Origin of the sequence: Mesorhizobium loti, from assembly GCF_003148495.1 — a bacterium.
GTDB classification, from domain to species: Bacteria; Pseudomonadota; Alphaproteobacteria; order Rhizobiales; family Rhizobiaceae; genus Mesorhizobium; species Mesorhizobium loti.
Genome location: NZ_QGGH01000001.1, coordinates 668,958 through 681,247, shown reverse-complemented (window position 1 = coordinate 681,247; position 12,290 = coordinate 668,958). Strand labels below are relative to the sequence as shown.

The following is a 12,290-nucleotide window of genomic DNA, read 5'->3' as shown; positions in this document are numbered from 1 at the left end:
TCCAGCCGCCCAAGGCGGCGCCCCCAATCGCGAAAAAACGCCGCCTTTTCGGGCGGCGTTTTTGCATGAGCTGCCGGCGGCTTCGTGTCTCAGGCCGCCGATGTCAATTCCTGCGCCTTCAGCTTGCGACCGGCAGCCTTCAGCGTGCCGTGCACGCCGTCAAGCGCGCCTTCCACCAGCTCCAGCGCCAGCAGGCGGTGCCGCTCATAGGGTCCCGGCATGGCCAGCGAACCGGTCCTGGCGGCCGAGAAGCCGAAGCGTCCATAGTAGGGCGCATCGCCGACCAGCAGGATCGCGGCGTGGCCAAGGCGCGCCGCCTCGGCGATGGCATGACGCATCAACGCCGAGCCGATGCCGGCACTCTTGAGCGACGGATCGACGGCGAGCGGGCCAAGCAGCAGCGCTGCCTTGCCGCCCTCGCCCAGCGTGACATCCCACAGCCGCACCGTGCCAGCCACGGTGCCCGACGCATCGCGGGCGACGAAGGCCAGGCCCTCCGACGGCCGGCGGCCGCGACGCAGCTTCTCAGACGACTTTTTCCGCCGCTTCGGCCCCATGGCCCGATCGAGCAACGCCTCGCGCACCGCAACGTCGGCGGCGGTTTCGGCGACCATCACAAAGGCCGGCGCGTGGCCCACGATTTCAACTGACATTTCCATTTCCGCAATCCTTCACGAGCGGAGACTGTTCCACAGGCGAGCCCAGGCGGGCGATCTGTTCGCCCGCGCCGGATGATCTGATCGGTTCTTTCGAACCGTCAGATCACGTAGGATCGGAGAGGCTCGAAGCCGTTGAAGGCGACCGCCGAATAGGTGGTCGTGTATGCCCCGGTACCTTCGATCAGCACCTCGTCGCCGATGGTCAGCGACAAAGGCAGCGGATAGGGCGTCTTCTCGTACATCACGTCGGCCGAATCGCAGGTCGGGCCGGCGAGCACGCAGGGTGCTGTCTCCGTGCCGTCATGCGCGGTGACGATCGGGTAGCGGATCGCCTCGTCCATCGTCTCGGCCAGGCCGCCGAACTTGCCGATGTCGAGGAACACCCAGCGCACATTGTCGTTGGCGGCCTTCTTCGAGATCAGCACGACTTCCGACTTGATGACGCCGGCATTGCCGACCATGCCGCGGCCCGGCTCGATGATGGTCTCGGGAAGCGCATTGCCGAAATGCTTGCGCAGCGCCGAGAAGATCGCCTGGCCATAGGCCTGGGCCGCCGGCACGTCACGCAGATAGCGCGTCGGGAAACCACCGCCCATGTTGACCATCTTCAAGACGATGCCTTCCTCGGCGAGCGTCGCGAACACCACCTTGGCGTCGGCCAGCGCACGGTCCCAGGCGGTCAGGTCGGTCTGCTGCGAGCCGACATGGAACGACACGCCATAGGCGTCGAGGCCGAGCCCCTTGGCATGGCGCAGCACGTCGACGGCCATCGCCGGCACGCAGCCGAACTTCCGCGACAGCGGCCACTCGGCGCCCTCGCCATCGGTCAGCACACGGCAGAACACGCGGGAGCCTGGAGCGACACGGGCGATCTTCTCGACCTCTTCGACGCAATCGACGGCGAACAGGCGGATGCCGAGCTGGTATGCGCGTGCAATGTCACGCTCCTTCTTGATGGTGTTGCCGAAGGAGATACGGTCCGCCGGCGCACCGGCGTCCATCGCCATCTCGACTTCGGCAACGGAAGCGGTGTCGAAGGACGAGCCCATCGCAGCAAGCAGGCGCAGGATTTCCGGCGCCGGGTTTGCTTTCACCGCATAGTAGATCTTCGAATCGGGTAGCGCCTTCTCAAAGGCGCAGAAATTGTCGCGCACGACGTCGAGGTCGACGACGAGGCAGGGGCCGGTCGGACGTCGGGTGGCGAGGAAGTCAAGGATGCGCTGGGTAGCCATCGGGGTCTCTCCATCAGCGCCTTTCGGCGCGCAATAAGGCTGCGGAACGCGGGCTGTCAGCCTCGCGAACACGCGGTGGACAAAGGCGGGACGGAAATCCATGGAACCAGCCGGTGGAGACCCCGGAACCATGAAGCGCCGTCTCGCGGCGGTGAACCTTGGCCTTGCCCGGCCTCGGTTCGCTTTGTCTGCCTTGGCTTGGATGGGAGACCCGTCCGCACTGCCGGCAATGAAGGTGTGCCTCTTCAGTAACCCCGGTTTTTGGACAACCGGCAGAACACCAGAAAGGCCCGCACCGTCGTTGCTTCAAGGTGTCCTCGGGCTGGCGGTTGGCCGCTAGACCGACTGGAGGGGTTGGCTCCAGTTACCTTACCGATTTCCCTCACCATTCGAGGATCGGCGGACACCCACAGGCACGTGCGACTTTGGGCAAGCGCGATATATGGCTGGTTGCCGTCACAATCAATAAAAATCGTATCCCAGGTTGTAAAATTTCTGGCATCGAACGATGTTGCGGCAACCGTATCCGGATATCGAACGATGACAGGCACGCACGGCCCTCTCAACGCCTTTCTCGATCTTCGCCAGATGCCGGTGGCACATGCCGAACTCGGGCCCCTGGCCGGCCTGCGGCTGGCCGTCAAGGACATCTACGACGTCGCCGGCTACCGCACCGGCTGCGGCAATTCCAGGAAATTCGCCGAAAGCCCCGCCGCTTCGCGCACGGCACCCGCCGTGCAGATGATTCTCGATGCCGGCGCACGCTTCGTCGGCAAGACGCAGACCGACGAGCTTGCCTTCGCGCTGTTCGGCCAGAATGCGCATTTCTCGTTTCCGGTGAACCCGGCAGCGCCCGACCGCGTCACCGGCGGCTCGTCATCGGGATCGGCGGCGGCAGTGGCGGGCAGGCTGGCCGATATCGCCACCGGCTCCGACACCGGCGGCTCGATCCGCGCGCCGGCGAGCTTCTGCGGATTGATCGGGCTGCGCACCACACATGGCCGCATTTCGCTCGATGGCACGATGAAGCTGGCCCCGAGCTTCGACACGTTCGGCTGGTTCGCCGACGATATCGAGACCTATGAGACCGTCGGCAAGCTGCTGCTCGGCCGCGACCCGCACCAGCACACGCTCGACCGGCCGCTGGCGCTGGAATGGCTGGATGGGATGGTCGCCCGCCCGGCGATTGCCGAATATGCAGGAATGAAGGCGCTGGCGAGCGCGGTCTTCGGCCCGCCTGTGACGCCGGCGATCCGCTTCACCTCATCTGCGGATGAACTCTACTGGTGCTTTCGCCGGCTGCAGGCCAGGGAGGCTTGGGCGGTGCATGGCGAATGGATCACCAGCGGTGAGCGCGACCTCGGCCCCGGCGTTGAAGAGCGCTTCGGCTTTGGCCGTGCCGTCGACGACAAGACAGCCCAGGCTGAAAAGGTGCGCCGGCTGACCTTTCGCGGCGAACTGAGCACCCTGCTCGGCAAGGACGGCTTCCTTGTCCTGCCGACGGTGCCGGGCCCAGCGCCCTACGTCGACAGCACGCCGGAGCAGTTCCAGGCCTATCGCGAACGGGCGCTCCAGCTTCTGTGCCTGGCCGGCCTGTCCGGCTTCCCGCAAATCACCCTGCCCATCGGCTCGGTCGCCGGCGCCCCGTTCGGCCTATCGCTGCTTGGGCCTTCCGGCAGCGACATTGCCCTGATACGGCTCGGCCGGAAACTCCTCGACGCGGCACGAAAGGCCTGACCATGGACACACTGACCCGCATGCGTGCCTTCATCGACGTGGTCGAAGCCGAGGGCTTTTCGGCGGCGGCGCGCAAGATCGGCCGTTCCAAGGCCCTTTTGTCGAAATATGTGCGCGAGCTGGAGGACGAACTCGGCGCGCTGCTCCTCAACCGCACCACGCGCCAGTTCTCGATGACCGAGGCCGGCCACACCTATTACCGGCGCGCCTCGGAAATCGTGCGCGAGGTCGACAGCCTGGCCGACGCCGTGCGCGAATCCTCCGGCGACGTGCGCGGCCGGATCAAGCTGTCGGCGCCGCGCACCTTCGCCGACGCGCCGATCGGCCAGTCGCTGATCGATTTCGCCAAGCAGCATCCCGACATTGTGCTCGACATCCAGCTCGACGACCGCTTCGTCGATTTGGTCGAGGAAGGCTTCGATCTTGCGGTGCGCATCTCGCGGCTGGAGAACTCGTCGCTGATCGCCAGGCGCCTGGCGCCATTTTCGATAAAGCTCTGCGCCTCTCCCGAACTGATCGCCAAGCATGGCACGCCGACACGGCCGCAGGATCTCAGCCGAATGCCCTGCATCGTCGACACCAATGGCCGCGGGCTGAACAACTGGCCGTTCAAGGGCGACAATGGCGATCCGGTGAGCGTTTCGGTGTCGGGCCCGATCGAGGTCAACAGCCCGATGACGGCGAGAGCCGCGGCCGTGGCGGGGCTCGGATTTTCCGTCCTGCCGGATTTCATTGCCGCTCCCGACCTCGCGAGCGGCCAACTGGTGTCGGTGATGGATGACCGCATCCTGTCGGGCGGCGGCATCTTCGCCGTCTACCCGCATCGCCGCTATTTGCCGGCCAAGGTCCGCGTTTTCGTCGACTTCCTGGTGCAGTGGTTCAGGACGCGCGAAGCCGCTTGACTGGTTTCAGCCGTCAAAGCGCGTTGCGCCACGAACGCGCCTTGAGTTTTTGTTGTGCGTGTCGTCGTCCCAAAACCGCTGCGCACTTTTGGGCGACACGCAGCAGCGGTCCCAATTTCGCCCCCTTTCTGGTAACTCTCGACATCTCTCCGAGGCCGATGGAATCGCGACCGAGAATGCACCTGAAACGGCACGCTATCATGCTGGCTTCGGCCTTGGCGGCGACCTTCGCCGCCACTGGACCAGCTGAGGTGCACCCGCACGTCTTCGCCGAGGCCCGCCTTGACGTGATCCTCTCCCCGGATCACCAAAGTGTGAAAGCGCTGCGTCACCTCTGGCGCTTCGACGATCTGTTTTCCTCGACGGTGATGATGGAGTTCGACAAGAACTCCGACCTGAAGCTCGACGACAAGGAGCTGAAGGAGGTCGCCGACACCGTCCATGCCTCGCTGGCCGAGTTCAATTACTTCCAGCTCGTCACCGTTGACGGCAAGGACGTGGCGATGACGCCGCCGCCGCATCTGATGGCCAATTTCGACAACGACCAGTTGATCATCCTGTTCGAATCCGAGCCGAAGGTGCCGATCAAGCTCAACGGCAAGATCGACATCGGTGTCTACGACCCGACATTCTACACCGCGATCGACTTCACCGAGGATTCCAACATCACGGTTGAAGGCCTGCCGTCGAATTGCACCAGCAAGGTGATCCGTCCGGACCCGGACGAGGCGATCAAGGAAAACCAGAAGACCCTCACCGATGCCTTCTTCAACGATCCGACCGGCACCGACATGAGCAAGATCTTCGCCACCAAGCTCGAACTGACCTGTCAGCCAGAAGGATGAAGCCGGTGACGAAACCGTCCCTGCGTTTGGCATTCGGCCTGTTGGCCGTCACCGTTGTCATGATGCATTTTGCCAACGGCGCCCATGCCCAGAGTTCGCTCGGCATCGGCGTCAATGACGGTATGGCGCCCACCACCGGCCCGTTTGCCCACATCCTGATGTGGATCAATCTCAGGCAGCAGGAATTCTATCGAGCGCTGGCAACGGCGATGAAGGCGATGCGCCAGGACGGCAGCAAGATCTGGATACTCGTCGGCCTGTCCTTCGCCTACGGCATTTTCCATGCCGCCGGCCCCGGCCACGGCAAGGCGGTGATCTCGTCCTACATGGTGGCCAACGAAGTGGCCCTGCGCCGCGGTATCCTGCTGTCCTTCGTCTCGGCACTGCTGCAGGGCCTGACCGCGATCGCGGTGATGGGGGTGGCCTATTTCGTCCTGCGCGGCACCTCCGTCTCGATGACCGACGCGGCCTGGTTCATGGAGATCATGAGCTTTGTCTTCGTCACCCTGTTCGGCGCCTGGCTGCTGTGGCGCAAGCTCGGCCCCGCCGTCCTGCGTCTGTTCGGAAGAGGCCCGGCCTACAGCCTGTCGGCGGCTCATGCCGGTCATTCTCATGGTGGCCATTCGCATGGTCACTCGCATGCAGGTCATTCGCATGCCGCTCACAGCCATTCGGCGCATGCCCATTCGCATGCGCTGCAGGTGCATGACGATCACGACCACGCGCATAGCCATTCCCACGATCATCACGACCATGATCACGCCACACACGATCATGCTCATCACGATCACGCGGTGGGTGAGGTCTGCGACACCTGCGGTCATTCGCACGCACCCGACCCGGCACTGCTGTCGGGCGACCGCTTCGACTGGCGCACGGCCTGGTCGGCGGTGGCGGCGGTCGGCATCCGCCCCTGCTCCGGTGCGCTGATCGTGCTCAGCTTCGCCTTGCTCAACGGACTTTGGCTGGGTGGCCTGCTGTCAGTGCTGGCAATGTCGCTGGGAACCGCGATCACCGTTTCAGCCCTGGCCACACTTGCGGTGACCGCCAAGAACTGGGCGGTGTATTTCGCCGGCGACGGCCGCATGGGCAACCGCATCCACTCGATCGTCGAGATCGGCGGCGCGGCCTTCGTGTTCCTGTTCGGACTGTTGCTGCTGTCGGCAAGCCTGGCGACCGGCGGATGATGCCCAGCGCCGCGAGGCTCGGAGTTTAACCCGCGACCTTGCCGCCGAGCTCATCCTCGATATGCGCGCGGATGATCTCGTCAAAACTCTTTTCGGCGCTGAACCCAAGTTCCCTCGAGCGCCGCGCCTCGAACCGCGTCGGCCAGCCCTTGACGATCGCCCAGATCGTCGCGTCCGGCTCCTCGCGGATCAGTTTCACCACCTTTGGGCCGGCGATGCGTTCCAGCGCCTCGATCTGCTCGCCAACACTAACGGCGACGCCAGGCATCGTCAGGTTGCGGCGCGGCCCGACGGCGCTGCCGTCGATTCCTGCCGCATGGATCAGGAAATTGACCGCCGAACGCGGACTGGCGTGGGTGTGCACGACCGAGCGCGGCACCGGCAGGATCGCCTCGTGGCCGCTCAAGGGCTCGCGGATGATGCCGGAGAAGAAGCCCGAGGCCGCCTTGTTCGGCTTGCCGGGTCGCACGCAGATGGTCGGCAGCCTGATGCCGATGCCGTCGAAGAAGCCGCGCCGCGTGTAATCAGCCAAGAGCGCTTCGCTCATCTGCTTCTGCGTGCCGTAGGAGGTCAGCGGCGTCGGATGGAATTCGTCCGGTATGACATCCGGGAACGGCGCGCCGAACACCGCGATCGACGAGGTGAAAACGACACGCGGCGCAAAGCCGGCCAGCCGGATGGCGTCGAACAGCGCTCGCGTGCCGTCGAGATTGACGCGGTAGCCTAGATCGAAATTGGCTTCCGCCTCGCCCGACACGATGCCGGCGAGATGGAAGACAACATCGGGACGCGACGCGACCAGGCGCTCGGCAGCACCCGCCTCGGCGAGGTCCCCGGTGTGGAGGGTGACGCTGACGCCGTCCATGCCAGGTGCCTGCGGCGGCACGATGTCGTGCAGGTCGAGCGCGGTGATCTTGCCGCCGCGCAGCGTGCCGTCCTTGGCCAACCGGGCGATGAGCTTGCGGCCGACCATGCCCGCGGCGCCAGTGATCAGAATGCGCATGTCGAAAATTCCTTGCCTACTTGCCCTGGTTTTTACGCTGGTTGCGGGCCCGCAGCCAGAACACCGAGAAAAACGCCAGCACGAAGACGATGCCAAAGGCGCCGGCCAGCACGGTCGAAAGGCTGCCGAGAGCCAACATTACGGTCGGCAGATAGTAGGCGCCGATACCGAACAGAAGCATGATCCATACTGCGGCGATAACAGCATTCCTGGTGTCGCGGTCCATCACGCCGCACCAGGGCAGCGGGTGTTCATCAAGCTGGTTTTCAAGGTCTTGCAACTCCTGCGGCAGGACCAATCGACATCAATCGATCGGTCCTAGTGATGGTGGTCGTGACGCGCGGCCGCGTCATGCTCGTGCCCGTGGTCGTCGCCATCGTCGGCGCACTGTCCGAATTCCGATTCCACGGTGGCATGGCTGATGCCGTGCTCGCTGGCAAGTCGCTTCTTGACGGCGCTGACCGCCTGATAGGCATCGACGCTCTCCTCGAGGCAGGCATGCAGCGTCGCCATGTTGCTGGTACCGTCAAGCGACCAGACATGCATATGGTGCACTTCGCGCACCCCCACGACCGTCGCCTCGATGTCCCTAGCGATCAGATCGCGGTCGAGGCTTGGCGGCACGCCCTCTAGCAGGACATGAGCGGCTTCACGCATCAGCGACCACGCCGTGTACAGGATCAGCAGCGAGACTAGGACCGACAGGATCGGGTCGATCGGCGTCCAGCCGGTCGCCAGGATGACCAGCGCCGCAACGATGGCCGCGGCCGAGCCCAGCAGGTCGCCAAGCACATGCAGGATGGCGCCGCGCATGTTGAGGCTCTCGCGGTCGCCGCCATGCAGCACGAAGAACGAGCCGATATTGACCAGCAGACCAAGGATCGCCACCGCCAGCATCGGCCCGCCAAGCACCGGTGCCGGCGCCTGCAGGCGCCCCCAGGCTTCGTAGACGATCCACAGCGCGATGACGAAAATGGCAATGCCGTTGGTATAGGCCACCAGCGTCTTGACCCGGCCGAAGCCGTAGGTGAGACGACCGGTCGCCGGTCGCCCCGCAAGATGAAACGCATACCAGGCAAGGCCGAGCGCGATCGAGTCTGCGAGCATGTGGCCGGCATCGGCCAGCAGCGCCAGCGACCCGGTGAGGATGCCGCCCAGCGCTTCGGCAACCATGAAGCCGCCGGTCAGGCAGGCCGCAATCAGAACGCGCTTCTTGTCGGTCGAGCCATGCACATGACTGGAGCTGTGCCCGCTATGATCGTGGGTGTGGGCCAATGGCAACTCCCGTTACGCGCCTGATCTCACGCCCCGAACTGCACGCGAAAATCCTCGAGCCGTCGCTTCTGCTGGCCGTCGCCATCGAAATTGGCCGGATCGAGCCACGCTTCATAGGCTTTGCGTAAGGCCGGCCATTCCTTGTCGATGATCGAATACCATGCCGTATCGCGGTTTTCACCCTTGACGATGAGATGCTGGCGGAAAATGCCCTCGAATTTGAAGCCGAACCGTTCGGCCGCCCGCTTCGATGGTTCGTTGCGGTTGTTGCACTTCCATTCGTAGCGGCGATAGCCGAGCTCATCGAAGATGTATTTCATGAACAGGAACTGCGCTTCGGTCGCTCCCGGCTTGCGCGAGATGAGCGGTCCCCAATAGATGTTGCCGATCTCGATGACGCCGTAGGCTGGATCGATGCGCATCAGCGTCTGGCGTCCGGCGACCTTGCCGCTGGCCTTGTCGATGACGGTGAAGAACAGCGGATCCTCGCTGGCCTCGACCTTGTCCAGCCACGGCTGGAAGGCGGCGCGCGTCTCCGGCGGATAGTCGGGCAGCCAGGCGAAGCGACCATCCACATCGGACACGGAGGACGCTTCGTAGAGGCCGTCGCCGTGTTTTGCAGCGCTCAGCGGCTCCAGCCGGACATAGCTTCCGTCGATGGCCTTGCGCTCGGGCCGCGGACGCGGTTGCCAATCCTTGAGATTTTCCGACACCGAAAGCTCCAATCCGTTTGACTTTTGCGGCCCGAGGCTCACAAAAACGCGACCCAACAGCAAGAACCACACGGACGGGAAAAATGCTCCACACGATTTCGGCCTTCGACCGTCTCGGCGAGGAAAACGCCTTTGCCGTGCTCGCGAGGGCCACGGCGCTGGCCCAACAAGGCCGCGACATCGTCAATCTCGGCATCGGCCAGCCCGACTTCAAGACGCCGCAGCACATCGTCGAGGCGGCGATCAAGGCGCTGCGCGACGGCCACCACGGCTACACGCCGGCCAATGGCCTGCTGGCAACGCGCGAGGCGGTGGTGCGGCGCACGCTGACCACCACCGGTGTCGAAATATCGCCCGAAACGGTGATGATCCTGCCCGGCGGCAAGCCGACCATGTTCGCCGCGATCCTGATGTTCGGCGAGCCTGGCGCCGAGATCCTCTATCCCGATCCGGGCTTCCCCATCTACCGCTCGATGATCGAGTTCACTGGCGCCGCGCCTATTCCCGTGCCGATGCGCGAGGAGAACGGCTTTGCCTTCTCCGCCGAGGAGACGCTGGCGCTGATCACCTCGAAGACCAGGCTGTTGATCCTCAACTCGCCGGCCAATCCGACCGGCGGCGTCACGCCCCGTGCCGAGATCGAGAAACTGGTCAAGGGGCTGGAGGCGCATCCGCAGGTCGCCATCCTTTCCGACGAGATCTACGACGTCATGACCTATGACGGCGAGACGCATTGCTCGCTGCTTGGCTTTCCCGAGATCCGCGACCGGCTGATCGTGCTCAATGGCTGGTCGAAGACCTGGGCGATGACCGGCTGGCGCATGGGCTGGTCGATCTGGCCGAATGGCGACAAGGGCGCCCATCTCTACGACAAGGTGCGCAAGCTGGCGGTCAATTGCTGGTCTTGCGTCAACGCGCCGAGCCAGTTTGCCGGCATCGCGGCCATCGACGGCCCGCAGGACGACGTCGACAAGATGATGCGTGCCTTCGACCGCCGCCGGAAGATCGTTGTCGAGGGGCTGAATGCCTTGCCCAACATTTCGTGCATCACGCCCAAGGGCGCGTTCTATGCCTTCCCCAACGTGTCGAAGACCGGCTGGAAAGCAAAGAAGCTCGCTTCGGCGCTGCTTGACGAGGCCGGCGTGGCGCTGATCGGCGGCCCCGATTTCGGCATTCTCGGCGAAGGCTATATCAGGCTCTCCTACGCCAACTCCGAGGAGAACATCTTGCGCGCGCTGGACAGGATCGGAACGTTCCTGGCGAAGTGAGCTTCAAAGCGGGCCGCTGGCCTCTTTCCGGGCGGTCGCGACTGGCGACAATGATGGTGTCATGATCCGTCCGGAGACGCACGGCCAGGGGCTGGGCGTGTGTGTTGGGAACAGCTACGCTCCCTGGATCAGGATCGAAGCAGGTGCCTCAGATGTTCTATGCAATCCTTGCCTATCACGTGGAAGATGCGATCAAGGCGCTGACGCCGCAGGAAGACGCGGCGCTGATGGCCGACCTGCTGAAGATCAACACCCGGCTTCATGAGGCACGCACGCTTGGACCGTCCGCGCGTCTGGGGGCGACAAACGATGCTTGCACGCTGCGCGGCGCGGGCGACGGCATAATCATCGACGGCCCTTTCGCAGAAACCAAGGAACAGTTGCTCGGCCTCTATGTGGTCGACTGCACCACGAGAGACGACGCCATCGCGATCGCCCGCGACCTTCGCCGCGTCAATCCTACCGCCGTTTACGAGATCAGGCCCATTCTGCTCTTCAAGCCCGGCGTGCCGCTGGCAGGGAAATAACTATCCACGCCCTACAAACGGCATCTTGGTCGCCATCACCGTCATGAACAGCACATTGGCGTCGAGCGGCAGGCTGGCCATGTGGACGACGGCGTCGGCCACGCGCTGAACATCCATAACCGCTTCGGCTGATATCGAGCCGTTGGCCTGCGGAACGCCGACCGTCATTGGCTGCGCCATGTCGGTCAGCGCATTGCCGATGTCGATCTGGCCGCAGGCAATGTCATAGGGCCGGCCATCGAGCGCCAGCGTCTTGGTCAGTCCGGTGATGGCATGCTTGGTCGCTGTGTAGGGGACCGAACCCGGACGTGGCGCATAGGCCGACACCGAACCGTTGTTGATGATGCGGCCACCCATCGGCCTCTGCTTGCGCATGGCGCCGAAGGCGGCGCGGGCGCACAGGAACGAACCGGTGAGGTTGACCCCGACGATATCGTTCCACACCTCGACAGGGATCTCGTCGATCGGCGTCGATTTGTAGCCCATGCCGGCATTGTTGAAGAGCAGGTCGACACGACCAAAGGCCTCAGCCACCGTCTCGAACAGATCGTCGACCTGTTCAGCCTTGGAGATGTCGCAGGCAACCGCCAATGCCTTGGCATCGGTACGGCCGGCCTCGGCCACCGCTGCATCCAGCACGGATTTGCGGCGTCCGCAGAACACCGTGTTCCAGCCGGCCTTGAGCAGTGCCGTGGCGACGCTCTTGCCGATGCCCGTGCCGGCGCCGGTGACGATGGCGGTTCTTTGCTCGGTCATGGCTGTTGTCCTCCGGCAGCGCTGCGCTTGCTCGACTGATTTTCGGGGTTTGGCTCGAGAAAAGAAGGCATCGCAAATGACAGCGGCGATGGCAAGCGAGTCCACCTAGGTCTCGACAAAAAGGGCGGTCATTGGCGACCGCCCTGATCTGAACCGGGCTTGGGAGGAGGAAAGCCGATCCGACTG

General features: G+C 64.1%; 13 protein-coding genes. 6 read left to right on the top strand and 7 right to left on the bottom strand.

All coding sequences use genetic code 11. From position 1 onward, the window contains the following. Nucleotides 1-89: 89 nt before the first annotated feature. Nucleotides 90-659 (bottom strand): GNAT family N-acetyltransferase, encoded by a 570-nt coding sequence (locus C8D77_RS03505; RefSeq protein ID WP_109659333.1) that lies wholly within the window; start codon nucleotides 657-659, stop codon nucleotides 90-92. A gap of 98 nt (nucleotides 660-757) precedes the next feature. Then, nucleotides 758-1,891, bottom strand: a complete 1,134-nt coding sequence (gene odc2, locus C8D77_RS03500) for an ornithine/lysine decarboxylase (protein ID WP_109661237.1) — start codon at nucleotides 1,889-1,891, stop codon at nucleotides 758-760. A gap of 540 nt (nucleotides 1,892-2,431) precedes the next feature. Between odc2 and C8D77_RS03495 the strand changes: the two genes are divergently transcribed. The 4 genes from C8D77_RS03495 (at nucleotide 2,432) to C8D77_RS03480 (ending at nucleotide 6,562) form a co-directional block, all read left to right on the top strand. Further along, nucleotides 2,432-3,628, top strand: a complete 1,197-nt coding sequence (locus C8D77_RS03495) for an amidase (RefSeq protein ID WP_109659331.1) — start codon at nucleotides 2,432-2,434, stop codon at nucleotides 3,626-3,628. Nucleotides 3,629-3,630: 2 nt separating this feature from the next. After that, nucleotides 3,631-4,530, top strand: coding sequence for a LysR family transcriptional regulator (locus C8D77_RS03490; RefSeq protein WP_109659329.1), 900 nt, complete (start codon nucleotides 3,631-3,633; stop codon nucleotides 4,528-4,530). A 176-nt stretch (nucleotides 4,531-4,706) separates the two neighbouring features. Beyond that, the gene (locus tag C8D77_RS03485; RefSeq protein WP_109659327.1) at nucleotides 4,707-5,375 is read left to right on the top strand and encodes a DUF1007 family protein; all 669 of its coding nucleotides are present in this window, start codon (nucleotides 4,707-4,709) and stop codon (nucleotides 5,373-5,375) included. Further along, entirely contained in the window at nucleotides 5,372-6,562 is a 1,191-nt protein-coding gene (locus C8D77_RS03480) for a nickel/cobalt transporter (RefSeq protein ID WP_109659325.1), read from the top strand. Before C8D77_RS03485 ends, C8D77_RS03480 begins: the two co-directional genes overlap by 4 nt. Nucleotides 6,563-6,587: 25 nt before the next feature. Here the strand turns inward: C8D77_RS03480 and denD are convergent, their stop codons facing one another. The 4 genes from denD to C8D77_RS03460 all read right to left on the bottom strand — a co-directional run bounded on the left by denD (nucleotide 6,588) and on the right by C8D77_RS03460 (nucleotide 9,553). Next, nucleotides 6,588-7,565, bottom strand: coding sequence for a D-erythronate dehydrogenase (gene denD / locus C8D77_RS03475; RefSeq protein WP_109659323.1), 978 nt, complete (start codon nucleotides 7,563-7,565; stop codon nucleotides 6,588-6,590). A gap of 16 nt (nucleotides 7,566-7,581) precedes the next feature. After that, complete coding sequence (locus C8D77_RS03470) at nucleotides 7,582-7,794, bottom strand: hypothetical protein (RefSeq protein WP_082583170.1); 213 nt, start codon at nucleotides 7,792-7,794, stop codon at nucleotides 7,582-7,584. A gap of 89 nt (nucleotides 7,795-7,883) precedes the next feature. Continuing rightward, nucleotides 7,884-8,840, bottom strand: a complete 957-nt coding sequence (locus C8D77_RS03465; RefSeq protein WP_109659321.1) for a cation diffusion facilitator family transporter — start codon at nucleotides 8,838-8,840, stop codon at nucleotides 7,884-7,886. A gap of 26 nt (nucleotides 8,841-8,866) precedes the next feature. After that, nucleotides 8,867-9,553, bottom strand: coding sequence for a GNAT family N-acetyltransferase (locus C8D77_RS03460; RefSeq protein ID WP_109661235.1), 687 nt, complete (start codon nucleotides 9,551-9,553; stop codon nucleotides 8,867-8,869). Between the two features lie 83 nt (nucleotides 9,554-9,636). Between C8D77_RS03460 and C8D77_RS03455 the strand changes: the two genes are divergently transcribed. Together C8D77_RS03455 and C8D77_RS03450 are read left to right on the top strand one after the other, a co-directional pair. Continuing rightward, the gene (locus C8D77_RS03455; RefSeq protein WP_109659319.1) at nucleotides 9,637-10,821 is read left to right on the top strand and encodes a pyridoxal phosphate-dependent aminotransferase; all 1,185 of its coding nucleotides are present in this window, start codon (nucleotides 9,637-9,639) and stop codon (nucleotides 10,819-10,821) included. Nucleotides 10,822-10,973: 152 nt separating this feature from the next. Further along, nucleotides 10,974-11,348 (top strand): YciI family protein, encoded by a 375-nt coding sequence (locus C8D77_RS03450; RefSeq protein WP_109659317.1) that lies wholly within the window; start codon nucleotides 10,974-10,976, stop codon nucleotides 11,346-11,348. Here the strand turns inward: C8D77_RS03450 and C8D77_RS03445 are convergent, their stop codons facing one another. After that, on the bottom strand, nucleotides 11,349-12,104 hold the full coding sequence (locus tag C8D77_RS03445) for an SDR family oxidoreductase (RefSeq protein ID WP_109659315.1): 756 nt from the start codon (nucleotides 12,102-12,104) through the stop codon (nucleotides 11,349-11,351). It abuts the gene before it with no gap. Nucleotides 12,105-12,290: the final 186 nt, after the last annotated feature.